General features: G+C 69.6%; 21 protein-coding genes. 12 read left to right on the forward strand and 9 right to left on the reverse strand.

Annotated elements, in window-relative coordinates:
* Positions 1–6: 6 nt before the first annotated feature.
* The 5 genes from IEZ21_RS36355 to IEZ21_RS36375 all read right to left on the reverse strand — a co-directional run bounded on the left by IEZ21_RS36355 (position 7) and on the right by IEZ21_RS36375 (position 5,098).
* Positions 7–327: an L-rhamnose mutarotase gene (locus IEZ21_RS36355; protein WP_189326092.1), complete on the reverse strand. Its 321-nt coding sequence runs from the start codon at positions 325–327 to the stop codon at positions 7–9.
* 17 nt (positions 328–344) lie between these two features.
* Positions 345–1,430: a rhamnose ABC transporter substrate-binding protein gene (gene rhaS / locus IEZ21_RS36360; protein WP_189326093.1), complete on the reverse strand. Its 1,086-nt coding sequence runs from the start codon at positions 1,428–1,430 to the stop codon at positions 345–347.
* 113 nt (positions 1,431–1,543) lie between these two features.
* Complete coding sequence (locus IEZ21_RS36365; RefSeq protein ID WP_189326094.1) at positions 1,544–2,554, reverse strand: ABC transporter permease; 1,011 nt, start codon at positions 2,552–2,554, stop codon at positions 1,544–1,546.
* On the reverse strand, positions 2,547–3,584 hold the full coding sequence (locus tag IEZ21_RS36370) for an ABC transporter permease (protein ID WP_033319051.1): 1,038 nt from the start codon (positions 3,582–3,584) through the stop codon (positions 2,547–2,549). The genes IEZ21_RS36365 and IEZ21_RS36370 overlap by 8 nt, the downstream gene beginning before the upstream one ends.
* The gene (locus IEZ21_RS36375) at positions 3,581–5,098 is read right to left on the reverse strand and encodes a sugar ABC transporter ATP-binding protein (RefSeq protein WP_189326095.1); all 1,518 of its coding nucleotides are present in this window, start codon (positions 5,096–5,098) and stop codon (positions 3,581–3,583) included. Before IEZ21_RS36375 ends, IEZ21_RS36370 begins: the two co-directional genes overlap by 4 nt.
* Before the next feature lie 274 nt (positions 5,099–5,372).
* On the opposite strand from IEZ21_RS36375, the gene rhaI reads away from it, so the two are divergent.
* The 8 genes from rhaI to IEZ21_RS36415 all read left to right on the forward strand — a co-directional run bounded on the left by rhaI (position 5,373) and on the right by IEZ21_RS36415 (position 14,562).
* Positions 5,373–6,533, forward strand: a complete 1,161-nt coding sequence (rhaI, locus tag IEZ21_RS36380) for an L-rhamnose isomerase (RefSeq protein ID WP_189326096.1) — start codon at positions 5,373–5,375, stop codon at positions 6,531–6,533.
* A gap of 137 nt (positions 6,534–6,670) precedes the next feature.
* A complete protein-coding gene (locus tag IEZ21_RS36385; protein WP_189326097.1) occupies positions 6,671–8,710 on the forward strand; it encodes a bifunctional aldolase/short-chain dehydrogenase in 2,040 nt (679 codons plus the stop codon).
* 8 nt (positions 8,711–8,718) lie between these two features.
* A complete protein-coding gene (locus IEZ21_RS36390) occupies positions 8,719–10,182 on the forward strand; it encodes a rhamnulokinase (protein WP_189326098.1) in 1,464 nt (487 codons plus the stop codon).
* 97 nt (positions 10,183–10,279) lie between these two features.
* A complete protein-coding gene (locus IEZ21_RS36395) occupies positions 10,280–11,035 on the forward strand; it encodes a (Fe-S)-binding protein (RefSeq protein ID WP_189326099.1) in 756 nt (251 codons plus the stop codon).
* Positions 11,032–12,510 carry a LutB/LldF family L-lactate oxidation iron-sulfur protein gene (locus IEZ21_RS36400; protein ID WP_189326100.1) on the forward strand — a complete coding sequence of 493 codons (1,479 nt, stop codon included), beginning with the start codon at positions 11,032–11,034 and terminating at the stop codon, positions 12,508–12,510. The genes IEZ21_RS36395 and IEZ21_RS36400 overlap by 4 nt, the downstream gene beginning before the upstream one ends.
* Positions 12,507–13,169 carry a LutC/YkgG family protein gene (locus IEZ21_RS36405; protein ID WP_189326101.1) on the forward strand — a complete coding sequence of 221 codons (663 nt, stop codon included), beginning with the start codon at positions 12,507–12,509 and terminating at the stop codon, positions 13,167–13,169. The genes IEZ21_RS36400 and IEZ21_RS36405 overlap by 4 nt, the downstream gene beginning before the upstream one ends.
* 116 nt (positions 13,170–13,285) lie before the next feature.
* Positions 13,286–13,594: a hypothetical protein gene (locus IEZ21_RS36410; RefSeq protein ID WP_189326102.1), complete on the forward strand. Its 309-nt coding sequence runs from the start codon at positions 13,286–13,288 to the stop codon at positions 13,592–13,594.
* 149 nt (positions 13,595–13,743) lie between these two features.
* Positions 13,744–14,562, forward strand: a complete 819-nt coding sequence (locus IEZ21_RS36415) for an SAM-dependent methyltransferase (RefSeq protein WP_189326103.1) — start codon at positions 13,744–13,746, stop codon at positions 14,560–14,562.
* A 40-nt stretch (positions 14,563–14,602) separates the two neighbouring features.
* On the opposite strand, the gene IEZ21_RS36420 is transcribed toward IEZ21_RS36415, so the two are convergent.
* Entirely contained in the window at positions 14,603–15,685 is a 1,083-nt protein-coding gene (locus IEZ21_RS36420; protein ID WP_189326104.1) for a sugar ABC transporter substrate-binding protein, read from the reverse strand.
* A complete protein-coding gene (locus tag IEZ21_RS36425) occupies positions 15,682–18,228 on the reverse strand; it encodes a SpoIIE family protein phosphatase (RefSeq protein ID WP_189326105.1) in 2,547 nt (848 codons plus the stop codon). Before IEZ21_RS36425 ends, IEZ21_RS36420 begins: the two co-directional genes overlap by 4 nt.
* 540 nt (positions 18,229–18,768) lie before the next feature.
* Between IEZ21_RS36425 and IEZ21_RS36430 the strand changes: the two genes are divergently transcribed.
* From IEZ21_RS36430 to IEZ21_RS36445, 4 genes are all read left to right on the forward strand, one after another.
* Positions 18,769–19,857 carry a substrate-binding domain-containing protein gene (locus IEZ21_RS36430; protein ID WP_189326106.1) on the forward strand — a complete coding sequence of 363 codons (1,089 nt, stop codon included), beginning with the start codon at positions 18,769–18,771 and terminating at the stop codon, positions 19,855–19,857.
* Positions 19,858–19,896: 39 nt separating this feature from the next.
* Entirely contained in the window at positions 19,897–20,679 is a 783-nt protein-coding gene (locus tag IEZ21_RS36435; protein WP_189326107.1) for an ATP-binding cassette domain-containing protein, read from the forward strand.
* A gap of 5 nt (positions 20,680–20,684) precedes the next feature.
* The gene (locus tag IEZ21_RS36440; protein WP_373302353.1) at positions 20,685–21,959 is read left to right on the forward strand and encodes a sugar ABC transporter permease; all 1,275 of its coding nucleotides are present in this window, start codon (positions 20,685–20,687) and stop codon (positions 21,957–21,959) included.
* 150 nt (positions 21,960–22,109) lie between these two features.
* A complete protein-coding gene (locus IEZ21_RS36445) occupies positions 22,110–22,718 on the forward strand; it encodes a response regulator transcription factor (protein ID WP_189326109.1) in 609 nt (202 codons plus the stop codon).
* A gap of 33 nt (positions 22,719–22,751) precedes the next feature.
* Here IEZ21_RS36445 and IEZ21_RS36450 read toward each other — a convergent pair whose 3' ends face one another.
* Together IEZ21_RS36450 and IEZ21_RS36455 are read right to left on the reverse strand one after the other, a co-directional pair.
* Positions 22,752–24,635: an ATP-binding cassette domain-containing protein gene (locus IEZ21_RS36450; protein WP_246568503.1), complete on the reverse strand. Its 1,884-nt coding sequence runs from the start codon at positions 24,633–24,635 to the stop codon at positions 22,752–22,754.
* Positions 24,628–26,415 (reverse strand): ABC transporter ATP-binding protein, encoded by a 1,788-nt coding sequence (locus IEZ21_RS36455; RefSeq protein ID WP_189326110.1) that lies wholly within the window; start codon positions 26,413–26,415, stop codon positions 24,628–24,630. Before IEZ21_RS36455 ends, IEZ21_RS36450 begins: the two co-directional genes overlap by 8 nt.
* Positions 26,416–26,489: the final 74 nt, after the last annotated feature.

A 26,489-nucleotide genomic window follows, 5' to 3' on the forward strand; every position in this document is an offset into this window, starting at 1 on the left:
GTTGTGTCAGGCGAGGTGGAACACCTCGGTGAGCGGTTTCATGGCTTCGTCGGGGCGGGCGCCGTCCAGTGACTCGAAGAACGGCGCCATCTCCGCCTGCCAGCGGGCGTTGACCTCGGCAGATTCCATGCCGGCCTGGGCCGCCGCGAAGTCCTCGGTCTCCAGATAGCCGACGAGCAGGCCGTCCTCCCGCAGGAAGAGCGAGTAGTTGTGCCAGCCGGTGGCCGAGAGAGCTTCGAGCATCTCCGGCCACACGGCGGCGTGCCGCTCGCGGTACTCGGCGATCCGGTCCTTGCGGACCTTCAGCAGAAAGCACACGCGCTGCATCAAGGACCCTCCGGGGCCTAGAAGTTGAAGTCGTCGATGTTCTTGGCGTCGAACACGGTCGGCTTGCCGAGGTTGATCACGCCGTCCTTGCCGATGGTGTACTCGCCCATGTCACCGGCGGTGAACTTCTCGCCCTCCTTGCCGGTGATCTGGCCCGAGGCCAGCGCCACGGACGTACGCGCGGCCAGCTCGCCGAGCTCCGCCGGGTTCCACAGCTCGAACGCCTCGACGGTGCCGTTCTTGACGTACTTGCGCATGTCGTTCGGGGTGCCGAGGCCGGTCAGCTTGACCTTGCCCTTGTACTTGGAGCCGGACAGGTACTGGGCCGCCGCCTTGATGCCGACGGTGGTCGGGGAGATGATCCCCTTCAGGTTCGGGTACTCCTGGAGCAGGCCCTGGGTCTGCTGGAAGGACTTCTGGGCGTCGTCGTCACCGTAGGCGACCTTGACGAGCTTCATGTCCTTGTACTTGGGATCCTTGAGCTCGTCCTTCATGAAGTCGATCCAGACGTTCTGGTTCGTCGCGGTCTGCGCGGCGGACAGAACGGCGATCTCGCCCTTGTAGTCGATCTGTTCGGCGAGCAGCTGCACCTCGGTACGGCCCAGGTCCTCGGCGCTGGCCTGCGAGACGAAGGCGTTGCGGCAGTCGGGCTTGGTGTCGGAGTCGTAGGTGACGACCTTGATGTCGTTGCTCATGGCTTGCTTGAGCGCGGTGCACAGGGCACCCGGGTCCTGCGCGGACACGGCCATCGCGTCGACCTGCTGCTGGGTGAGCGTGTTCACGTAGCTCACCTGGCCTGCGGTGTCGGTGGCGCTGGACGGGCCGACCTCCTTGTACTTGGAGCCCAGCTCCTTGAGGGCCGCCTCGCCGCCCTTGTCGGCGGTGGTGAAGTACGGGTTGTTGACCTGCTTGGGCAGGAACCCGACGGTCAGGCCCTTCTTCAGTTCGGCGTTCGGGTCGGCCTTGCCGGCGGTGGCGGCGGCGCCGCCCTCCTTGCTGACGTCCTCCTTGGTGGTGCCGCCGCCGCAGGCGGTGGCGGCGAGGGCGAGCGAGGTGACGGCGGCGAGCGCGACGGCGCTGCGGCGGAGAGATGACTTGCGCATGGCGGTGTGTCCCTTTGAACGGAGGTGAGTGGGTGCGCCCCGAAGGGGCGCGGGGAACTGCGCGACCAGCCACAGACGGCCCGCAGCTTTCGACGGCCCTTTCAGCGGAGCGTTTACGTCGGGGTGGGGGCCTTGGAAACAGGCGCTGAGGCCGCTCTTCGGCCCGCCCTCGCTGTGGAGATCTGCCGTGCGACCCGGGGGCCGAGCACGGAGACGACAAGCAGTACGCCGGTGACGACGATCTGCGACTGGGCGGAGACGTCCTGGATGCTCATCACGTTCTGCAGCGCGCCGAGCAGGAAGACCCCCGCGATCGCGCCGCCGAGCGTGCCCTTGCCTCCGTCGAAGTCGATGCCGCCGAGCAACACGGCGGCCACGACGGAGAGTTCGAGGCCCGTGGCGTTGTCGTAGCGGGCGCTGGCGTAGTGCAGCGCCCAGAAGATGCCGGTGAGCGAGGCCATCAGGCCGGTCAGGGTGAACAGGATCAGCTTCTGCCGCCTCACGCGGAGGCCTGCGAACCGTGCGGCCTCCTCGTTCGCGCCGATCGCGAAGAGCGAGCGCCCGAACGGGGTGGCGTGCAGCGCGACCACGGCGATCGCGAGCAGCACGAGGAAGGGGAAGAAGGCGTACGGGATGAAGGTGTCCCCGATGCGTCCGGACGCGAAGTCCAGGTACTGGGCGGGGAAGTCGGTCACCGCGTCCGAGCCGAGCACGATCTGTGCGATGCCCCGGTAGGCGGCGAGGGTGCCGATGGTGACGGCGAGGGAGGGCAGCCCGAGTCGGGTCACCAGCAGGCCGTTGACCAGCCCGCAGATCACGCCGAGGAGCAGGCAGATCGGGATGATCGTCTCGATGGTCATGCCCTGGTTCCACAGCGCGCCCATCACGGCACCGGACAGGCCGGCCGTGGAGGCGACCGAGAGGTCGATCTCGCCGGCCACCACGAGCAGTGTCATCGGCAGGGCGATCAGCGCGATCGGCAGGGTGTTGCCGATCAGGAACGACAGGTTGAGGGCGTTGCCGAAGCCGTCGACGGTGGTGAAGGACAGCAGCAGTACGACGATGAGGAGGGCGCCGACGACCGTGTCCCAGCGGACGGCGCGCCCGAGCAGCGAGTCAGCCATGGCGGGCGTTCCTCTTCTTCAGGGCGGACGCCACACGCAGGGCGACGATGCGGTCGACCGCGATGGCGAGGATGAGCAGGATGCCGTTGATGGCGAGCACCCAGACCGAGCTGACGCCGAGGGCGGGCAGCACGCTGTTGATGGAGGTCAGCAGCAGGGCGCCGAGCGCGGCGCCGTAGACGCTGCCGGAGCCGCCGGTGAAGACGACGCCACCGACCACGACCGCGCTGACGACGGTGAGTTCGTAGCCGTTGCCGGTGCCGGAGTCGACGTTGCCGAACCGGGCCAGGTACAGCGCGCCGGCGAGACCCGTGAGGGCTCCGCAGAAGGTGTACGCGACCAGGATCCGCTTGCGCACCTGGATGCCGGCGAGCCGTGCGGCCTCCGGGTTGGAGCCGAGCGCGTACAGCTCGCGTCCGCTGCCGAAGTGCTTGAGGTAGTAGGCGGTGGCGATCAGTACGGCCAGCGCGATCAGGGCGAGATAGGGCACCGCCCAGATGCCGCCGGAGCCGAAGTCCGCGAAGCTGTCGGGGAGGTCGGCCGCCGTGATCTGCCGTGAGCCGACCCAGATCGAGTCGACGCCGCGGATGATGTAGAGCGTGCCGAGGGTGACGACGAGGGCGGGCACCTGGCCGAGGCTGACGAGCAGTCCGTTCAGCAGCCCGATGCCGACACCGAGCAGGACGGCCAGGAAGATGGCCACGACGGAGTTGCCGCCGCCCTGGAGATACGTACCGGCGGCGAAGGCGCTGATGCCGAGGGTCGAGCCGACCGACAGGTCGACGTTCCGGGTGATCACGACGAGCGACTGGCCGGTGGCGACCAGCATCAGGATGGTCGCGTTCAGCAGCAGGTCCTTGATGCCCTGCTCGGACAGGAACTCGCTGTTGCCCGCCTGGGTGACGGCGATCATCACCAGGAAGACGACCAGGATGGCGAGTTCGCGCATCTTGAAGACCCGGTCGACAAGTCGCGTACCGCTCGACTTCTCCACTTCGGCGGGGGGCGCGGGGGGTGCGGTCACCGTCATGCGGCGGCCCTCCCCGTTGCTGCGGCCATCACGGTTTCCTCGGTGGCTTCGGTTCGGGGGATCTCGGCGGTGATCCGGCCCTCGTGCATCACGAGCACGCGGTCGGCCATGCCGAGGATCTCGGGCAGGTCGGAGGAGATCATCAGGACGGCGACCCCGTCGGCGGCCAACTCGCTGAGCAGCCGGTGCACTTCGGCCTTCGTACCGACGTCGATGCCGCGCGTCGGCTCATCGACGATCAGTACCTTCGGACCGGTGGCGAGCCATTTGGCGAGGACGACCTTCTGCTGGTTGCCGCCGGACAGCGTGTTGACGGTGTCGGCGATGCGGGCGTACTTGACCTGGAGCTTGACGGCCCAGTCGAGGGACCGGCTGCGCTCGGCGCCGCGGTCCATGAGGCCCGCCTTCACGGTCGTACGCAGCCCGGTGAGCCCGATGTTGCGCTCGATCGACATGTCCATCACGAGGCCCTGGGCCCGCCGGTCCTCGGGAACGAGGGCGAGCCCGGCGGCCATGGCGGTGGAGGGTGCGCCGTTGGTCAGCGCCTTGCCGTCGATCTCGACCTCGCCGGCGTCCCAGCGGTCGACACCGAAGACGGCTCGCGCCACCTCCGTACGACCGGCTCCGACGAGCCCGGCGAGTCCGACGATCTCTCCGCGGCGGACGTCGAAGGAGATGTCGGTGAAGACGCCCTCACGGGTCAGCCGGCGCACGCTCAGTGCCACCTCACCCGCCCGCACCTCCTGCTTGGGGTACAGCTCTTCGAGATCGCGGCCGACCATGCGGCGTACGAGATCGTCCTCGGTCATGCCCTCCAGCAGCTCGCTGGAGATCAGGGCGCCGTCGCGCAAGGTCGTGACCCGCCGGCAGATCTGGAAGATCTCCTCCAGGCGGTGCGAGATGAACAGCACCGCGGCGCCCTGCTCGCGCAGGGTGCGGACGACTCCGAAGAGACGGGCCACCTCGCTGCCGGTGAGCGCGGCGGTCGGCTCGTCCATGATCAGAACGCGGGCGTCGAAGGAGAGCGCCTTGGCGATCTCGACGATCTGCTGGTCGGCGATGGACAGTCCGCGTGCCGGGCGGTCGGGGTCGAGCTCGACACCGAGGCGCTGCATCAGGGCCAGCGTCGCGGTGTGTGTGGCCTTGTGGTCGATACGGCCGAGGGCTCGGCGGGGCTGGCGGCCCATGAAGATGTTCTCGGCGATCGACAGATCGGGGAAGAGCGTGGGCTCCTGGTAGATCACGGCGATGCCCGCGTCCCGGGCGTCGGCCGGGCCGTGGAAGACGGTGGGCTCGCCGTCCAGCAGTACCTGGCCGGCGTCCGGTCGGTGCACCCCGGCGAGCGCCTTGATGAGGGTCGACTTGCCCGCGCCGTTCTCTCCGGCGAGGGCGTGCACCTCTCCGGGGAACAGCTCCAGGGACACGTCCCGCAGGGCGCGTACGGCACCGAAGGACTTCGAGATGTCCTTGAGCGCCAGCACGGGGGCCGGACCCGTGTCGGACGGGTGGGTCATGAGGGGCTCCTCAGCGACGCGGGGCGGGGGCCTCACGACGTTGTGAAAGGTTTCAACTGGATTGCCGGGACGTTAGACAGGTCACGCAGGTCACGTCAATGGGTCCCGAACGAAAATTTCGATAGCCAGAGGTCACAACCGAGTCACGGAACGAAGTCCTTGCAGGAGGACTTGACAGTCTCCCGGAGGGCTCATAGCTTCGCGTTCTGAATCGTTTCAGATCGATGCCCTTCAGACCGACGTCTTCCAGACCCGAAGTCACAGGAGTCCCGAAGTGACCGAGCTCGCCGCGGTGAAGGCCGCTCTCAAGACCCAGGCCGTAGAGACGCCGTCATGGGCGTACGGGAATTCCGGGACCCGCTTCAAGGTGTTCGCGCAGGCCGGAGTGCCGCGCAATCCCTTCGAAAAGCTGGACGACGCGGCGCAGGTACACGCTTATACGGGCGTCGCGCCGACCGTGGCGCTGCACATCCCCTGGGACAAGGTCGACGACTACGCCGCGCTGGCCAAGTACGCCGAGGACCGCGGCGTGAAGCTCGGCACCATCAACTCCAACACCTTCCAGGACGACGACTACAAGCTCGGCAGCGTCTGTCACGCCGACCCGGTGGTGCGGCGCAAGGCCCTTGATCATCTGCTCGAGTGCGTCGACATCATGGACGCCACGGGGTCCAAGGACCTGAAGCTGTGGTTCGCGGACGGCACGAACTATCCCGGCCAGGACGACATCCGCGAGCGCCAGGACCGGCTCGCGGAGGCGCTGGCCGCCGTGTACGAGCGGCTCGGTGGCGACCAGCGGATGCTCCTCGAGTACAAGTTCTTCGAGCCCGCCTTCTATACGACGGATGTTCCGGACTGGGGTACGGCGTACGCGCACTGCCTCAAGCTCGGGTCGAAGGCGCAGGTCGTGGTGGACACCGGGCACCATGCGCCCGGCACCAACATCGAGTTCATCGTCGCGACGCTGCTGCGTGAGGGGAAGCTCGGGGGGTTCGACTTCAACTCGCGCTTCTATGCCGACGACGACCTGATGGTGGGGGCTGCGGATCCGTTCCAGCTGTTCCGGATCATGTACGAGGTGATTCGGGGCGGTGGGTTCACGCCCGACGTCGCGTTCATGCTCGATCAGTGTCACAACATCGAGGCGAAGATTCCGGCGATCATTCGGTCGGTGATGAATGTGCAAGAAGCTACCGCTAAGGCGCTGTTGGTCGACCGGTCGGCGTTGGGGGCCGCCCAGCGGGACGGTGACGTTCTTGAGGCGAACGCCGTGCTCATGGATGCGTATAACACTGACGTGCGGCCGTTGTTGCGCGAGGTGCGCGAGGAGATGGGGTTGGACCCCGATCCCATGGGGGCGTACCGCCGGTCTGGGTGGGCTTCGAAGATTGCTGAGGAGCGGGTGGGTGGGGAGCAGGCCGGCTGGGGAGCCTGATCGCTGCGTTTCGTCTGCCGAGTAAGGCCCGTTGCAGGCTGCGGGCCGGATGTGGCTGGTCGCGCAGTTCCCCGCGCCCCTAATGGGGCGCTCTCGTCACCCTCCGCTCACAACATCACGTAAGGATTGATCACCCCATGGCACCCCACCCCGAAGCCGACGCCCTCCTCTCCCGTTCTCACCGGCTCGGCGCCGATCCCCGCAACACCAACTACGCCGGCGGCAACACCTCCGCCAAGGGCACCGACACCGACCCCGTGACCGGCGGTGACGTCGAGCTGATGTGGGTCAAGGGATCCGGTGGCGATCTCGGCACCCTGAAGGAGTCGGGGCTGGCTGCTCTCCGTCTCGACCGGCTGCGGGCGCTTACCGATGTGTACCCCGGTGTGGAGCGCGAGGACGAGATGGTTGCCGCGTTCGACTACTGCCTGCACGGGAAGGGCGGTGCGGCTCCCTCCATCGACACGGCCATGCACGGGCTGGTGGACGCGGCGCACGTCGACCACCTCCACCCCGACTCCGGTATCGCGCTCGCGTGTGCCGCCGACGGGGAGAAGCTGACCGCCGAGTGCTTCGGGGACACCGTGGTGTGGGTGCCGTGGCGGCGGCCCGGGTTCCAGCTCGGCCTTGACATCGCGGCCGTCAAGGAGGCCAATCCCCAGGCCATCGGGTGCGTCCTCGGTGGGCACGGGATCACGGCTTGGGGGGCGACCTCCGAGGAGTGCGAGCGGAACTCGCTGCACATCATCCGTACCGCCGAGGCGTTCCTGGCCGAGCGCGGGAAGGACGAACCGTTCGGGCCGGTGATCGAGGGTTACGCGGCTCTCGGCTCCGCCGAGCGGAAGGAGCGGGCGGCTGCGCTGGCGCCGGTCATCCGTGGCATCGCCTCGCAGGACCGTCCGCAAGTCGGGCACTTCACCGACTCCGAGGTGGTCCTCGACTTCCTCGCGAGCGCCGAGCACCCGCGCCTCGCGGCCCTCGGCACCTCCTGCCCCGACCACTTCCTCCGTACGAAGGTCAGGCCGCTCGTCCTCGACCTGCCGCCGACCGCTTCCGTCGACGAGTCGATCGCCCGTCTCAAGGAGCTGCACGCCGAATACCGCGAGGAGTACGCCGCGTACTACGAGCGGCACGCCCAGCCCGACTCCCCCGCGATGCGCGGCGCCGACCCGGCGATCGTGCTCGTGCCCGGTGTCGGCATGTTCAGCTTCGGCAAGGACAAGCAGACCGCGCGGGTGGCCGGCGAGTTCTACGTCAACGCGATCAACGTGATGCGCGGGGCCGAGGCGGTCTCCACGTACGCGCCGATCGAGGAGTCGGAGAAGTTCCGTATCGAGTACTGGGCCCTTGAGGAGGCCAAGCTCCAGCGGATGCCGAAGCCCAAGCCGCTCGCCACGCGGGTCGCGCTGGTGACGGGTGCGGGCAGCGGAATCGGCAAGGCGATCGCGCAGCGGCTCGCGGCCGAGGGCGCGTGTGTCGTGGTCGCGGACCTGAACGCCGAGGGGGCCGCGCAGGTCGCCGAGGAACTGGGCGGCCCCGACAAGGCCGTGTCCGTCACGGTCGACGTGACCTCCGAGGAGCAGATCGCCCAGGCCTTCAAGGCGGCGGTGCTCGCCTTCGGCGGCGTCGACCTCGTGGTCAACAACGCCGGTATCTCCATCTCCAAGCCTCTGCTCGAGACGACGGCGAAGGACTGGGATCTCCAGCACGACATCATGGCCCGCGGTTCGTTCCTCGTCTCGCGCGAGGCGGCCCGGGTGATGACCCAGCAGGGCCTGGGCGGCGACATCGTCTACATCGCCTCCAAGAACGCCGTCTTCGCGGGCCCCAACAACATCGCGTACTCGGCGACCAAGGCCGACCAGGCGCATCAAGTCCGGCTGCTGGCAGCCGAGTTGGGCGAGCACGGGATCCGCGTCAACGGCGTCAACCCGGACGGCGTGGTGCGCGGCTCGGGCATCTTCGCGGGCGGCTGGGGCGCACAGCGCGCCGCCACCTACGGGATCGAGGAGGAGAAGCTCGGCGAGTTCTACGCCCAGCGGACCATCCTCAAGCGCGAGGTGCTCCCCGAGCATGTGGCAGGTGCCGTATTCGCCCTGACCGGTGGGGACCTGACCCACACCACGGGCCTGCACATCCCCGTCGACGCCGGCGTCGCCGCCGCCTTCCTGCGATGACGGCTCCGATGTCGGCTCCGGTGAAGTCGTACGCGGCGGTCGACCTCGGCGCGTCCAGCGGGCGCGTCATGGTCGGCCGCGTCGGGCCGGACTCCCTCGGCCTCACCGAGGCGCACCGCTTCCCGAACCGGCCGGTGCGCACCCCCGAGGGGCTGCGGTGGGACATCCTCTCGCTGTACGCCGGTGTCCTCGACGGGCTGCGTACGGCAGGGCAGGTGGCCGGTCAGGTCGACTCGGTCGGCATCGACAGCTGGGCCGTGGACTACGGGCTGCTGGACGCGGACGGCGCGCTGCTCGGCAACCCGGTGCACTATCGCGACACGCGCACCGAGGGTGTCGCGGAGAAGGTGTGGGCGACGGTTCCGGCGGACGAGCTGTATGCGCGGACGGGCCTCCAGTACGCACCGTTCAACACTCTGTACCAGTTGGCGGCGGCTCGTGAGTCGGCTCAACTTGCGTACGCCGAGCGGCTGTTGCTCATCCCGGACCTGCTGACGTACTGGCTGACGGGCGAGGCGGGCACGGAGCTCACCAATGCTTCGACGACCCAGCTGATCGACCCGCGCACCCGCGACTGGGCCCATGACGTCGCTTCGCGCCTGGGCATCGACCTCGGGCTGTTCGCGCCGCTGCGGCGGCCCGGAGATCCGGCGGGCCTGCTGCGCCCCGAGGTCCTGGAGGAGACCGGGCTGACCGGTCCGGTCCCGGTGACCACGGTCGGTTCGCACGACACGGCGTCCGCGGTGGCCGCCGTCCCGGCCACCGGCGGCGAGCGTTTCGCGTACATCTGCACCGGCACCTGGTCGCTCGCGGGCCTGGAGCTGGACGCGCCGGTGCTGACCGAGGCGAGCCGGGCGGCCAACTTCACCAATGAGCTGGGGCTCGACGGCACGGTCCGTTATCTCCGGAACATCATGGGGTTGTGGCTGCTCCAGGAGTGTCTACGGGCTTGGGGGGACCCGGAGTTGACCGAGTTGCTGCACGCGGCGGCCGACGTGCCGGCGTTGCGGTCCGTCGTGGATGCCGGAGACGCGGCGTTCCTGGCCCCCGGCCGCATGCCCGCACGGATCGCCGACGCGTGCCGGGACTCGGGCCAGCCGGTGCCCGAGTCCCCCGCCGAGATCACACGCTGCATCCTCGATTCGCTCGCCCTCGCCCACCGCCGGGCGATCACCGAGGCCCAGGCCCTCGCCGACCACCCGGTCGATGTCGTCCACATCGTCGGCGGCGGTACCCGCAACGCCCTCCTGTGCCAGCTGACGGCGGACGCCTGCGGGCTCCCGGTCGTGGCGGGCCCGGCGGAGGCCGCCGCCCTGGGCAACGTCCTCGTCCAGGCGCGGGCCGGCGGCCTGGTCGGCGACCGTACGGCGATGCGGCAACTCATCGCCCGTACGCAGCCGCTGGAGCGGTACGAACCGCGGGGTGACACGGCGGCGTGGCGCGCGGCTCAGGCCCGGCTCACCGCCCGGTGAGCCGGAACCGCTGAACGGGGCCCGGCGGGCCCCCTCCCCATCGGCGCGTCCACGTCGTAACCTCCACTCATCCGATGATCGACCCCAAGGAGCCGCGATGCGTGTCGCCCTGTTCCTGACCTGTGTCAACGACACGCTGTATCCGGAAACCGGCCGTGCCGTGGTGAAACTGCTGACCAGGCTGGGCGTCGACGTCGACTTCCCGATGGGCCAGACCTGTTGCGGGCAGGCGCACTACAACACTGGCTATCGCCATGAGGCCGAGCCACTGGCCCGGCATTTCTCCGATGTCTTCGGGGAGTACGAGGCGATCGTGACGCCTTCCGGCTCCTGTGGCGCCATGGTCCGGGAGCTGTATCCGCGCATGGGCGAGCGGGCCCGCGCGGAGGGCCGCGGCGACACCCTCGCGCGCACGCTCGCGCCGGTCGTGCCCAAGACGTACGAGCTCACGGAGTTCCTCGTGGACGTGCTGGGCGTGACCGATGTCGGCGCGTACTACCCGCACACCGTCACGTATCACCCGACCTGTCATGGTCTGCGCAGTCTGGGTCTCGGCGACCGTCCACGCCGGCTCCTCCAGGCGGTCAAGGGACTCGAACTGAGGGAGCTGCCCGGCGCCGACGAATGCTGCGGCTTCGGCGGCACGTTCGCCATGAAGAACTCCGATGTCTCGGCGGCGATGGGCGCCGACAAGGTCCGTAACGCCGCGTCGACGGGCGCGGATGCGCTGTGTGCCGCGGACAACTCCTGTCTGATGCACATCGGCGGCACGATGGCCCGCCTCAGAACGGAGATGCGGCCGGTGCACATCGCGGAGATCCTGGCGAGCACGGAAGAGGAGCCCCTGACATGAGCGGCACCTTCGTCGGCATGCCGGCCTTCCCCAAGGCCGCGCACGAAGCCGTCCACAACCAGACCCTGCGCGGCAACCTGCGGCACGCCACGCACACGATTCGCGCCAAGCGTGCCAAGGCGGTCGCGGAGGTGTCCGACTGGGCGGAGCTGCGCGAGGCGGGCAAGCAGATCAAGGACCACACGCTGCGTCATCTCGACCGGTATCTCGTGCAGTTGGAGGAGTCGGTCACGGCGGCGGGCGGCATCGTGCACTGGGCGGCCGACGCCGACGAGGCGAACCGCATCGTCACGGACCTGGTGAAGATGACCGGCGAGAGCGAGGTCGTGAAGGTCAAGTCCATGGCCACGCAGGAGATCGGCCTCAACGAGGCGCTGGAGGCCGAGGGCATCCACGCGTACGAGACCGATCTGGCCGAGCTCATCGTGCAGTTGGGCAAGGACCGGCCGTCCCACATCCTCGTCCCGGCGATCCACCGCAACCGCGGCGAGATCCGCGAGATCTTCGCCCGCGAGATGAGCGAGTGGGGCCGCCCGGCCCCGGAAGGGCTCACGGACACCCCCGCCGAACTCGCCGATGCCGCCCGTCTGCACCTGCGCGAGAAGTTCCTGCGCGCCAAGGTCGGTATCTCCGGCGCCAACTTCATGGTCGCCGAGACCGGCACGATGGTGGTCGTCGAGTCCGAGGGCAACGGCCGTATGTGTCTGACCCTCCCCGAGACGCTGATCTCGGTCGTCGGCATCGAGAAGATCGTGCCGACCTGGCGGGACCTGGAGGTCTTCCTCCAGACACTCCCCCGCTCCTCGACGGCCGAGCGCATGAACCCGTACACCTCGATGTGGACCGGCACCACGGACGACGACGGGCCGGGGACCTTCCATCTGGTCCTCATCGACAACGGCCGCACCGACACGCTCGCCGACGAGGTCGGCCGCCAGGCCCTGCGCTGCATCCGCTGCTCGGCGTGTCTCAATGTCTGCCCGGTGTACGAGCGGGCGGGTGGCCATGCGTACGGCTCGGTCTACCCGGGCCCGATCGGCGCCATCCTCAGCCCTCAACTGAGGGGCACCGCAAGCGAGATCGACGCCTCCCTGCCGTACGCGTCCTCGTTGTGCGGCGCCTGCTACGAGGTGTGTCCGGTGGCGATCGACATCCCCGAGGTGCTGGTGCATCTGCGGGAGCGGGTCGTCGAGGGAGGTGCGGTGACCCGGGACGGCAACAAGGTCGTACTCAAGCCCGCGAAGGGACACGCCGCCGAGCGGGCCGCGATGCGTGCGGCACGCTGGGCGTTCAGTCACCCGGGCGCGCTGCGCGCCGGCCAGCGGCTGGCTTCGCGGAGCCGCCGCTTCCATCCTCGGTCGCTGCCAGGCCCCGGCAAGGCGTGGAGCGCGACCCGCGATCTGCCGACGGTGCCGTCGGAACCGTTCCGCGACTGGTGGCAGCGTACGAACGGCGGAAAGGACACCGGCAAGTGAGTACCAGGGATGTGATCCTCGGCCGCGTGCGCCGCGCGCTGGCCGACGTAGGCCAGGACGACACGCCGTACAAACGGGCCGTTGACCGGGGTTATCTGCCCGAGCACGGAGACCGGAGTGTCGAGCAGACGGTGGATCTGCTGGCCGAGAACCTGGCGGACTACCGGGCGATCGTGCACCGCTGCGAGGCCGACGGGCTTGCGGCGCTGATCGCCGGGCTGCTCGCCGAGCGAGGCTCGACGTCGGTGGCCGTGCCGCCGGGCCTGGACGAGGAGTGGCTGGCGGCGACCGATGTCACGCGCGTCGCCGACCGTTCCGAGAGCACACCGCACGAGCTCGACCAGGTCGACAGCGTGATCACGGCATGCGCTGTGGCGATCGCCGAGACCGGCACCATCGTGCTGGACGGCGGACCGGATCAGGGCCGCCGTCGCATCACGCTCGTCCCGGATCACCACATCTGTGTCGTACGCGTACCGGACCAGGTCGTCTCCTCGGTGCCGCAGGCGCTCCCGCGTCTGGACCCGACACGCCCGCTGACCTGGATCTCCGGCCCTTCGGCGACCAGTGACATCGAGCTGGACCGGGTCGAGGGGGTGCACGGTCCGCGCACCCTCGAGGTGGTGCTGGTGAACGACCGTACTGTCAGCGGGAATTGAACGGATCGCCTCCGGGTTCCGTACTTCATGGAGACAACGGGGCGGCCGGCAGCTGTGGCTCATGGCCATGGCACAGCGGGCCGACCTGTTTGCCGTGCCAAGGAGGAACCCGTCGGATGACCGCACACCGCCGCATCGCCGCCCTCGTCGGAGTGGCTCCGCTGCTGCTCACGGTGTGGGCCGCCTGCCCCGCCACAGCGCAGGGAGCCCCGGAGGGTGCCACCCCCGCGAAGTCGTCGACGATCGTCACCACCACGCCCGCCGAGTCCCCGGTCAGCGTCATAAACGGGCACGGTGAGTCCGTGTCCTCCGAGGACTCCGTCATCGACGACCGTGCGAGTACGGCCCTGCCCCTCATGGCGGGCGGCGCGGCGGGGCTGCTCATCACGGGGGGCGCGGCCTACACCTTGCGGCGGCGCCGCTGAGCAGTCACTGAGCTGTTGCTTGGCTGCCCCTGGGACACGGAACTCGTTCGGCCGACCGCACGTTCTCGGAAAGATCACACAACCGACGACGTACGCCGCCCACCGGCTCTATCTTGGGCGGTAACTTCAGGCCAACTCGGAGATGCCCCATGCCTCATGACGTTCCGTTGATCAACAGCAGCGTGCCGCACTCCGCGCGTATCTGGAACTACTGGCTCGGGGGCAAGGACTGCTACGAGATCGACCGCGAGGTCGGTGACCAGATCCGCGGGGTGAACCCGGAGATCGTCCAGATCGCCCGGGCCCAGCGGGCGTTCCTCAAGCGGACTGTCACGTATCTGGCCGGTGAGGTCGGCATCCGCCAGTTCCTCGACGTCGGCACGGGACTGCCCACGTTCGACAACACCCATGAGGTCGCCCAGCGGATCGCCCCCGAGGCACGGATCGTGTATGTCGACCACGACCCCATCGTGCTGGCCCACGCCACGGCGCTGCTGACCAGCACCCCCGAGGGCGCCACCGACTACATCGACGCCGACCTGCGCGACCCCGCGGCCATCCTGGAAGGGGCCGCCAGGACGCTGGACTTCGAGCAGCCGGTCGCCCTGATGCTGCTGGGCATCGCCGCCCACGTACCCGACGACAGTGCCTACGGCATCGTCGAGCGCCTGCTGGACGCCCTGCCGTCCGGCAGTCACCTCGTGTTCTGCGACAGCACCGAGGTGTTTCATCCCGAGGAAATGCGCGCCATGGTCGAGCAGTGGAACCAGGCGAGCGACAACCCGCGCACCAACCGCAGCCCCGACCAGCTCGTCCGCTTCTTCGGCGGCCTCGAACTCCTCGATCCCGGCCTGGTGTCCGTCGCCCAATGGCGCCCCGTGGACGAGCCGGACGAGCCGGACGAGCCGCAGAAACCGGCGGAACCTCAGGAAGTCGACAGCTTCGGCGGAGTGGCGCGCAAGCCGTAGCGTCACGCGGGCACCGGTCAGCCGGACTGCCGAGTGCGGGTCAGCGGGTAAGTCCGGCCGTGTCGCAGGCTGGCCGGAGCTCCCGGGTGCAGATCTGGTCGATGGTGTACACGCCATCCTTGACGAGTGTCTGCTCGATGTTGCCGACCGTCACCTCGCGGGGGGTAAGCAGGACGGACGGGATGTCCTTGGTCGTGGGGCTGTCGATCGTCGTCGTGGCGACATCGCGGAGCTCCTCGCCACGCCCCAGGGCGACGGCCATCGCGGCGGCAGCGTCGGCTTCCGCCTTGAAGGGTTTGTACACCGTCATGTACTGCTCGCCCTTGACGATGCGACGCACAGCGTCAAGGTCGGCGTCCTGGCCTGTGACGGGAGGAAGCTCCCTGACATCGGCCTTCTTGAGAGCGGAGATGACGCCTGCGGCTATGGCGTCGTTGGCCGCCAGGACGCCGCCGATCCGGTCCGGGCCCAGAGCCGCGATGGCGGCGGACATGTTGGCGTGGGCGTTCTCCGTGCTCCAGCCCAGGGTTTCGTACGACCTGCCGATCTTCACCTTGCCGGTGAGTACGGACAGCGCGCCCTTCCTGTACCACGCCGCGTTGGGACTGGTCGGATCGCCGTTCATCATGACGACGGTCCCGCCGTTCGCCTTGTCGTCCATGGCCTTCAGGAGCGCCTCGCCCTGGAGCCTGCCGACCTGCCCACCGTCGAAACTGACATAGCCCGAGATCGGGCCTTCGGCGAGCCGGTCATAGGCGACGACCGGTACCCCCGCCGCCTTCGCCTCCTGGATCGAAGAGCGGAGCGCCTTGGTGTCGGCGGCGTCGAGGATCAGGACCCCGACCCCCTTGGTGATCATGGAGATCATCTGTTGCCGCTGCCTCGTCGCGTCGTTCTCGGCGTTGGCGTACTCCATGGTGCAGCCGGAACACAGCTCCTTCAGCCGCTTCTCGATCAGCGGCTTGTCGGAATGCTCCCAGCGGGGGACCGCTTTGCTCGGGAGCAGCAGACCGACGCTGAAGCTGTCCGTGCCCGCCTCGTCGTCTCCTCCGCAGGCGGCCAGGGGCATCGCCATGAGTCCCGCGACGAGTACCGCGATGACATGCCTCGTACGGGTCCTCATGGCAGGCCCTCTCGTTCCGTTCGGGACCCCGAGTCCGTGGGTGCCGGCGCGGGCGGCGGCACAGCGATCTCGCTCCACACCTGTTTGCCGCCGGCCACGGGCACCGTGCCGAAGGACTCCGACACTGCTTCGACCAGAACCAGGCCTCGGCCGCCGGTGGCCTCCCAGTCCACGATCACCGGCTTGGCGGGCGCACGCGGCGAGGCGTCGTTCACACTGACCCGCAGCCGGTCCCCGCGGAGCGTCAGGTCGACGCGGACCTCCCCCTGGGTGTGCACCAGGGCGTTGGTGACCAGCTCGGACACGACCAGCAGCACCGCGTCGGCCGCTTCCTGGATCTTCCACCGCCGCAGAGTGCGCGTGGTGAAACGGCGGGCGTGCATGACGGCGTCGGGCAGCCGCCACACCGCCCAGCCGGCCCGTATCGGCCGGGTCTCCATGCCGTCGTAGCGCAGCAGCAACAGCGCCACGTCGTCCTCACGACGGCCCATGTCGCCGAGCAGTTCGTCGGCCATCCGCCCCGGATCCGCCGGATCGGCCGCGGCGAGCGCGGTGCGCGTCCGGAGCATGCCCTCGTCCAGGGGCAGGTCCGAGGCCTCGACCAGGCCGTCGGTGACCAGGGCGAGCACCGCGCCGGGGGCCAGTGCGGCCGCGGTCATGGGGAACTCCGCCTCCGCGAGAATGCCCAGCGGGGGGCCGCCCTCGACCTGCACTTCCTCGGTGCTGCCGTCGGGATGGCGTACCAGCGGTGAGAGGTGCCCGGCCCGGACGAACAGGATGTTGCCCTCCTCCATGTCCAGTTCGGCGTAGCAGCAGGTGGCGAACAGGTCGGTCTCCATGCCGACGAGGAGGCGGTTGGCGTGTGAGACGACCACATCGGGCGGGTGGCCCTCCACGGCGTAGGCCCTGACCGCGGTACGCATCTGGCCCATGATCGTCGCGGCTCCGGCACTGTGTCCTTGTACGTCCCCGATGACCAGCGCCACGCGTTCCTCGGAGAGGGCGATGACGTCGTACCAGTCACCGCCCACCTGCAGCCCCCGCCTGGCAGGCAGATAGCGGGCGACGGCCGTCCCCCCGGGCAGTTCGGGCAGGCGCCGGGGCAGCAGACTGCGCTGCAGCATCGTCGCGAGTTCCTGCTCGGCGTCGTACGCGTGCGCACGTCTGAGGGCCTGCCCGACCAGCGCCGCGGTGGCGGTCAGCAGGGACCGTTCCTCGGGGACGAACTCGTGCGGCCGGTCCCAGCCGACCAGGCAGACGCCGGCGACCCGGCCCTTGGCGGGGAGGGGCAGGACGGCCAGGCCTCCGGTGCCGATGCCCGCCAGTCCGGGTTCGAGGGCTGTGCCGGCGGGCCACAGGTCCATACGTCCGTCCCGCAGAGCCGCCTGAAGGGTGGGCAGGGCACTGACCGGTGCCTCGGGCCACTCCGAACGCCACTCGGGTCGCCATATCTCCGGCCAGGCGTCGGGCTGCGGCGGGTCGAGCACGCTGACCATCAGCCGGTCGTCCTGCAACTCGGCGAGCAGCACCCGGTCGGCGTCCAGCGGACCACGCAGCGCGGTGACCACCACTTGGCTGACGTCACCGACTGTCGCGGCATCGTCGAGTGCGGCGGTCAGCCACTGGATCCTGGAGACGTCGTCGGCGCTCCGGCGCAGGACCGAGGTCGCCATCACCAGGCCCAGCACCTGCTCCGGCCGGTCATCAGTGGCCGCCGCCACCCTGCAACTCAGGCTCAGCCAGCGCATTTCGCCGGTGGGGCGGCGGACGCGGAACTCCAGCTCCCGCCGACCGAACGCCTGGCCGGACGGCTCCAGGACCGACATCAGCGCGTGCATGTCCTCCGGCAGGGCATGCGCGATCAGGGTGTCCACCTTGCAGTCGAAGTCGTCCGGCGCGATCCCCACCAGCTCGAGCAGAGTCTCGTCCGCCTCGATCAGGCCGGTGTCCGGCACCAGGACGAAGGTACCGACGCGCAGACTCCGCAGGGCGGGACTCAGGAGCGACGACGGCGCGGGGCGGCCGCTACCGGCCTGGAGTATGCCGGCGACCGCGTCGGCGTACCGCTCCAGGAAGCTCCGTTGCTCGGCCTCGAAGCCGTCCGTGGGATGCCCCACGACGACAAGGCAGCCCAGTCGCCTGCCTCCCGCCCGCAGCGGCAGCGCACCCAGCGCCGTCTCCGCCTGCGGTGGCGTCGGCCCGCCCTCGGAGTAGGAGGCGAGTGCCGCGGGGTTGAGCCACAGAGGCCGGTCGGTGCGGAAGGCCTGCGCCGCGGGTGAGCCGCCGGACAGGGGCAACCGTTTCGGCAGCCCGTACTTGGAAGTGGCGCATCCGGCCGCTTCCACCAGCCGGAGCTCTTCGGTCCCGACACCGTTCCCCACACCGGGCACATAGACCGCTGCCAGCGCCGCACCGGCGAACATCAGGGCCCGGTGACTCACGGCGGCCTCCGGCACCGGAGGCGGAGAACCGGTGTCGGCGGCGCCGGCCTCAGATGCCCGCAGCTCCGTGACTCCGGCCCGGGCATGGCCGTCATGAGGCATCTCCGCAGCCCACCTCCCGTCCATGCCGCAGGTACCGACAAGATCGGGGCACCCACTACCAGAATCGCACACAGGGACTAAACGGACAGATCTACTTGATTGGTGCCTGCACCGGACATCGATGGCCGACGCCGCTGCGATCGCGGATCACCACAGCCGGTGTCACACTGACGACGTGGTCGTCTGCCACTTCCACTCGGTACGTTCCAGGCGGACGTTCGGCCTTGGGCCGAGGCCCCACTTGGCCCCCTGCGCCATCGAGCCGCGCCACACGCGGCCCATACGGCCGGGCCGCCCCGCACCACGCGTCCCTGGCAGCGCGGTGCGCGCGCGCCGTTTCCCCACACGCGCACCGCTCCGGACGAACCCGGCGGGAGAGGCCGGCGTGGCCCCGCCGGTCCTCCATGAGCCGGTCGCCGACCACCTGGCGTACGCCGATGGGGCGCAGGACCCGGACCTCATACCCGTTGAAGGCCGGTCGCGGGTAATCCGTGAGCGCCCTCTCACCACGCAGGGTGAAGGACAAGGGAGGTCTCGCACATGAAGGCCTGCATACGGGACGCGGCCATTGCCATGGCCGCCGTCTCGACGGCCGTTGCTCTCGCGGCGTGCGGGGCGGGTGCCGGGAATGACTCCGACGAGGGGGGCACTCCGAAGATCGGTCTGCTGCTGCCGGACGCCACCACGGATCGTTGGGAGGCACAGGACAGGCCGTCGCTCGAGAAGAAGGTCAAGGAGTTGTGCGACGACTGCACGGTCGAGCACGGCAATGCCGAGGGCGCCGTGGCCGTCCAGCGGCAACAGATGGACTCGATGATCACCAAGGGGGTCGATGCCATCGTGCTGGTCGCCGTGGACGCCAGATCGCTCGGCGCCGCGGTCAGGCAGGCGGATCAAGCGGGTATCCCGGTCATCGCCTACGACCGCCTCGCCGAGGGCCCGGTCTCCGGCTATGTCTCGTTCGACGGCGAGGAGGTCGGCAGGCTCCAGGGCAGGGCTCTGCTGAAGGCCATGGGTGACAGGGCGGACGGCGGCCAGATCGTCATGGTGAACGGCGATCCCAGCGACCCCAACGCGGTGGCGTTCAAGAAGGGCGCACTGTCCGTGCTCGATGGGAGAGTGAAGATCGGCAAAGCGTACGACACACCACAGTGGAGGACAGAGATCGCGAACATGAACATGTCCCGCGCCATCTCCGCCCTAGGCGCCGCGAACATCGACGGGGTCTACGCAGCCAACGACAGCCTCGCCGCCGGCAGCATCTCCGCCCTCAAGGCGAACAAGGTCAACCCGCTGCCCCCCGTCACCGGGCAGGACGCCGAACTCGGAGCCCTGCGGCGCATAGTCGCCGGCGATCAGTACATGACCGTCTACAAGCCCTTCGGCCCCGAGGCCTCCGCCGGCGCCGCCATGGCCGTGGCCGCGGCCCGCGGTGAAAGCCTCGACCACGTTGCCACGGGCACGGTGGAGACCAGCGGTGGGGACGCCGTTCCGGCCGTCCTGCTCACCCCGGTGTCCGTGACCGTCGACCACATCAAGGACACCGTGGTGAAGGACGGCGCGTACACGATCCGGCAGATCTGCACCCCCCAGATCGAGGCCGCGTGCAAGAGGGCAGGGCTGATCTGACAGACCGGTTTCCGACCAGGTCCGGGCCCCGGGAAGGAGATGGTTTCCGTGCCGGCTCCTCCGTTGCTGGCGCTGCACGGCGTGTGCAAGCGCTTCGGCGCCGTCGAGGTCCTCACGGACATCGAACTGGAGCTTCACGCCGGCCAGGTCGTCGCTCTGCTGGGCGACAGCGGGGCCGGCAAATCCACCCTGGTCAAAGTGATCTCCGGCGTCGCCCCCGCGGACAAGGGCGTCATCGAGTGGGAGAGCGGGACGGTCCAGATCAGGCGCCCCCACGATGCCCGGGACCTCGGCATCGCCACCGTCTACCAGGACCTCGCGCTGTGCGGGAACCTCGATGTCGTGGGCAATCTGTTCCTCGGACGGGAGATCCGCAGATTCGGGTTCCTCGACGAGATGGAGATGGAACGCCGCACCAGACACCTGTTGGAACGCCTGACCAGGGATGTCCCCGATCTGCGCGCCCGCGTCGTCTCACTGTCCGGCGACCAGCGGCAGACGGTCGCCATCGCTCGCTCGCTCCTCGGCGACCCGCGGGTCCTCCTCCTGGACGAACCGACCGCGGCTCTGGGAATCGACCAGGCCAACGAGGTCCTCGACCTCGTCGACGAGTTGCGTGACCGCGGCAAGGGAGTGCTGCTCATCAGCCACAACCTGGGCGATGTCAAAGCTCTCGCGGACCGGGCCGCCGTGCTGCGGCTCGGTCGCAACAACGGCTTCTTCGACGTGAACACCGCCCCTCAGGAAACGATCCTCTCTTCCATCACCGGCGCCACGGAAAACGTGCCGCGCCGGACGGCCTCCCGGGATGCGGGGTGGTGAAAGCGATGCACGACATGGCGGACAAAGAGACACGGACCGAACCCGCCACACCCGCCCCCGAGGCCCGTCGGCCACACCGCGGGCGGGCCGTCGCCCGGGCCGTGGAGAACTGGGTCGCCGCCTTCCGGCGCAGACTGAGCACCGGCGAAGTGGGCTCGCTCCCCATCGTCCTCGTCCTCGCCGCGGTCTGGATCACCTTCCAGTCCCTCAACGAGAACTTCCTCTCACCCCGGAACCTGTCCAATCTCAGCGTGGACATCGTGGGCACGGGTCTGATCGCGGTCGGCCTCGTCTTCGTGCTGCTGCTCGGCGAGCTCGATCTGTCGGTCGGCTCGATCAGCGCCCTCGCGGCGGCCGTCTTCGCCGTTCTGAACGTGAACAACGGCGTGCCGGAATGGCTGGCCCTCATCATCGGAGTACTCGCGGGCACCGTGGCCGGAACCGTCCAGGGCTTCTCCTTCGCCAGGACCCGCGTGCCGGCGTTCGTCGTCACACTCGCCGGGCTGCTCACCTGGAACGGCCTCATGCTCTACGTCCTCGGAACCAGCGCCACCGTCAACCTCGACGAGAACGGGCTCGTCGCCAAGCTGACCAACCATTACTTCACCAACGACGCCGCCGCCTACGGCCTGGCGGCAGTCGGCGTGGGCCTCGTCTTCCTCATGTCCTACCTGGACAGGCGGCGCCGCAAGGCCGCCGACATGCCGCACCGCTCACTCAAGGAAACAGCGGTGCGCACGGGAGGCCTCGCGGTGATCGCGTTCACCTCTGCTTATCTGCTCAACCGGTTCCAGGGGCTGCCGCTCGCCCTCCTGATCTTCCTGGTGGTGGTGGCCGTCCTCGACGTCATTCTCCGCCGCACGCACTACGGGCGGCAGGTCTACGCGCTCGGCGGCGGTGTCGAGGCGGCCCGTCGCGCCAGCCTCAGTGTGGCGCGGGTGCAGACCGCGGTGCTCGCGGTCTCGGGCACCATGGCCGCGGTCGGCGGCCTGTTCCTGGCCTCGCGCATCACTTCGGTGAGCCAGGGTTCGGGCTCGAGCATCCTGCTGCTCAATGCCATCGCCGCAGCCGTCATCGGTGGCACCAGCCTGTTCGGAGGACGGGGTACGACCTGGTCAGCGGTGCTCGGCATGCTGGTCATCCAGTCGATCGCCTCGGGCATGGCCATCACGGACACCCCCGCCGCCGTCCAGTTCATGATCACGGGCGGGGTGCTCTTCGCCGCGGTGGTCATCGACTCACTGTCACGACGCTCGCAGGAGGCACACGGGCGGGCTTGACGTGTCTGCCGGTTCCTCTCTCGAACGGGCCCGCTCGATGTCGGCCTTCGTCCGCTGGATGGCGTGATGGCGGGAACGCGGTTCCCCGGACGGGATAGTCGAACAGGAGACGGGTAACTGGAAGTTGCTCGTTAGACTTTGGGGGCTGCAGTGATCAAGGTTCTTGTTGTGCATGACACCCGTCTGTTACGGCAGGCGCTGGCCATCCTGTTATGCCGGGAGCATGACCTGGAGGTGCACACGGCGTCGTGGTCGGACGCGGTGACCGGGTTGGTTTCCTGGCAGCCGCAGGTGTGCGTGCTGGACGTGGACGCCCCGGAACACGCGGCGCCCATGTCTCAGTTGGCGCTGCTGGCCGAGCACGCGGCTGAACGGAAATGCGGGCTGCTGATGCTGGCATCACCCAGTAGACCGGGGCTGCTGTATCGCGTTTCGCAGGCGCGGGCGATGGGATACGTCAGCAAGGGCGAGCCGTGCGAGGCGCTTCTGGGAGCCATCAGGCACGTGGCGCAGGGCGAGCAGTTCGTGGACACCTCGCTGGGATGGGACTTTCTGCAGGCGGCGCGAGTCCCGCTGACCGAGCGGGAGTTGAGTGTTCTGTCCCTGGCCTCGCAAGGAGCTTCCGTTGCGGAGATAGCGGGTGACCTGCACCTGACGCACGGAACCGTGCGCAACTATCTGTCAGCCATCACCCGCAAGACGGGGGCCCGCAACCGCGTCGACGCCATCCGCATCTCCCAGAAGGCGGGCTGGGTCTGAGACGTCGGGAAGCTCACCCTCGGACGTTTCCTTTCACCGATGTCCACCCCCGGCCGCGAACGCCGTTGTGTCCCAGTGGCCGACCATGTCGCGGTACAGGGGCGAGCGGGTCAGCAACTCGTCATGGGTCCCCCACTGGACGTGTGCGCCGTCCATCACCAGGATCCGGCCGGCCCGTTGGGCGGAGGTGATCCGATGAGCGATGATCACCAGCGTGCCTGGTCTGCGAGCGAAGGCCAGCTCCGCACGGGCCTCGGCTGTCGGGTCCAAGTGGCAGGTGGCCTCGTCCAGCAGGGCCAGTGGCGCGGGCGAAAGGTAGGCCCTGGCCAGTGCGATCAGCTGGGCCTCGCCTGTGGAGAGGGTCGAGGGATCGACGGACGAGTCGAGTCCACCAAGCCTGTCCGCCAGAGCGTCGAGTCCGAGACACGCGACAGCGGCCTGCACCGTGCCATCGGGCGGCGGTTCCGGGCACAAGTACAGCAGGTTGTCACGGAGGGTGCCTGAGAACACGTATGCCTCCTGAGGGATGAGTACGCGCAGGGCGGCCAGCTCTTCCGCAGTTCGGCCACTGACCGGCACACCGGCGATTCGCGCCTGCCCGCTGTGGGGGCTCAGCAGCCCGGCGATGAGGCCGACGAGGGTCGACTTGCCGATACCGCTGGGGCCGACGACGGCCAGATGCTCGCCCTCCGGCAGCGTCAGGTGCAGATCGCGGACGACAGGCCGGGTGTGGTCGCCGTGGGCGAAGGTGACGCGGTCCAGCTCGACCGCTGGGGGCCTGGAGGCCGGGGACGGCCCGTACGGTGCCGGGTGAGCCGCCCGCACGGCCTGCGACCCCGTGCCGCCCGGAGCCGTCAGGCGGGCCGCGTCGGCGGCCCCTGCGGCACCGCCGGAGTCCGCACTCTGATCCGCGCAGCTGCCTGGCGGCGCGCTCACCGGGTCGGCCCACAGCCGCCGCAGGACGGCCCCCAGCCGCGTACCGGCTGTGCCCAGGCCCTGCGTCAGGTTGTGCAGCGCCGGCAGTAGCGATTGAGTGACGTACACGAGCGCGCCTGCCAGGGCGCCCGCCGTCACGCCGTGGCGCAGCAACCACGGAGCGGCACCCAGCAGCAGGATGACTGGCAGCCGCCCGGCGAGAGCGATCGCGAGGACACGGGACACCTCCCAGCGTGCCAGCGACCGCGAGGCCCGGAACTCGGCCGCGATCAGGGCATCAGTCTCCTCGGCCATCACGTCCTCCGCACCGGTCGCGGTGACGTCCCGCAGACCGCAAGCGAGATCGCCGCACTGCCGCGCAAGGTCCTCGTCAGTGGCCAAGTAGGCCTCCTGCCGCCGGGCCAGCGGGCCGAGGGTCGCCACGAACAGTCCCAGTCCTGCGACCAACGGGGGCATCACCACCGCAAGCAGGAGCGGATCCAGCGCGAACAGCCCCGCCAAGGCACCGGCTGCGGTGAAGACGAACGAACGGGCGGCCATCGTCACCCCGGCAAAAGTGTCCCGGGCCAGCTCCACCTGCTGAGTGAGCCGTGAGACGGCGCTCGCGTCGGTCCGGTGCGGCCCGGCCGCAGCCCGCTTCAAGGCACCGGAGACCACCCGGCGCACCAGCGCGTCGCGCAGCGGTTCGACCAGCCCGGCCAGTGCCCGATAGGCGCGTCCGGTGCCGAAGGCCGCGGCGATCACCGACACGGCGGCCGCCGCCAGCCATGCCAGGCCAAGGTCCGGCCGGGCCCTGAGAAAACCGTCGTCCAGCGCCCGGGCCAGGGCGATGCCCAGCAGGAAGGCCTGACCTGCTTCGAGGACGGACCACCCGGCCAGGGCGGCGACTGCCGCCTTGTGGCGGCGCAGAAATGCGAGGGCGGCGTCCCGCAGACCGCACTCGGTCTCCTCGGGCGCGACGCCACGGGCTGCGTCAGCCACCCGGCCCTCCTCCCCCTTGATCGAGCAAAGGGGCTGGAGCCGGCCGATCGTCCTCGGTGCACTGCGGCTCGAAGACGGCCCGGTACTCCGGCAGGCACCACAGCGCGGCGTGCGGGGCGACCGCCCGCACCTGCCCGCCGTCGAGCCAGGCCACCAGGTCGGCGCGGGCCGCCGTGGACGCGCGGTGGGCGACGACGACACGGGTGCGGCCATCGAGCCCCTGCCACAGCGCGGCCCCGATGCGGCGCTCGGTGACCGTGTCGAGGCTGGAGGTGGCGTCGTCCAGCACGAGCAGTCGGCCGCTGTGCGCGAATGCCCGGGCCAGGCCCAGACGTTGCACCTCACCGCCGGACAGGGCTGTGGCCCGGCAGGCGGTCTCGTAGCCGTCCGGCAGGAGGCGTACGAAGTCATCGGCACACGCCTGGCGGGCCGCCGAGACGACCGTCTGTCGGGGAACGGTGGTGGGACCGACGGCGATGGCGCTGCCGACCGTGCCACCGAAGAGGGCAGGTCGTGCGAAGGCGTAACCGACAGCGCGGCGCAGCTCGTCGCGGCACAGCTCCGGCAGGGGCACCCCGTCGAGAAGCACGACGCCCTCGTCGGGATCGGCGAGCCGTCCCGCGAGCGCGGCGAACACCGACTTGCCCGTCCCGGAACGCCCGACCACGGCCAGTGAGGAACCGGCCGGAACCGACACGTCGACGGCGCGGAGCACCGTGCGGCCGCCGCGCACCACGGCGACGCCGCGGAACTCCAGTGTTCCGGCACCGGCCGGGAGCCGCCGTGTGCCGTGGGCGGTGGCGGGCTCGGCGAGGACCTCGTCGACCCTGTCGGCGGCCGCACGGCTGCGTACGACATCGTTGACCCGGGAAACCAGCATGCCGATGCCGGTGGCGAGTGCGGCGTAGCGTGAGGCCGCGAGCAGTTCGCCGACCGTCAGGCGGTGAGCGGTCAGGAGCAGGCCGCCGACGGCCAGGACGAGGAGTTGCAGCAGCGGAAGGATCGCCGCGGCCCGAGCCGTCGAACGGCCGAGGACCTGCCAGGTCCGGTGTCCGTGCCGGCCCAGTTCGGGCAGGGGGCGCAGGATGCGGGACCTTTCACGCCGGGTGGTGCCCGCGGCGGCCACCGTGCGTGCCCCACGCAGCGTCTCCAGCAGGCGGCCGGCCATCTCACCCTGGACCCGCTGGTAACGCGAGACGCTGTCGGAGGTGTCGCGCACGAAGGCCCGCAGCAACAGCACGAGTAGGGGTATGCCGAGGATGAAAGCCGCTCCCAGCCATGGATCGAGGAGCGTGAGGACGAGCAGCGCGCCGAGCGGTGTGACCCCGGCGGCCAGCAGCCCGGCGACGGCTGCCGGAGCCGCGCCGGTGTGTGAGGCGTTGCCGACCACGCGGGAGGCCAGGTCTCCAGGGGAGAAGTGGTCCTGGGCGGGCGGCCCGACAGCCAGTATGTGACGCAGCAGCCGCCCGCGCGTCCAGGCCGCCGTACGGGCAGCGGTCGTGCCCGTGAGCAGGGCCTCGCCCGCTTGGGCGACGATGAGGGTGCCCGTCAGGGCCGCCGCCAGTACAGTCCAGTGCCCGGCCCACGGTGCCGGCCGGTCCGTCAGCAGCGCGTCGACGGCGTGGCCGAGCAGAAAGGGCATGACGAGCTCCGCAGTCGCGGTGGCCACGCTGATCAGGCACAGAGCCGTGCAGCGGCCGGCGCTGTGCCGCACGACCTCGCGCAGGAAACGGTGGGTTGAGGGACCAGGCTCGTGGCGGCGGGGGGCGCCCAGGCGCATCGCTTCGACCTTCCCGGCAGGGGGTGCGGTGCACGGCGGTCACCAGGCGTGCCCTCGGACGACGGCTGCCGTCC

This window comes from Streptomyces flaveus, from assembly GCF_014647675.1.
Taxonomy (GTDB): Bacteria; Actinomycetota; Actinomycetes; order Streptomycetales; family Streptomycetaceae; genus Streptomyces; species Streptomyces flaveus.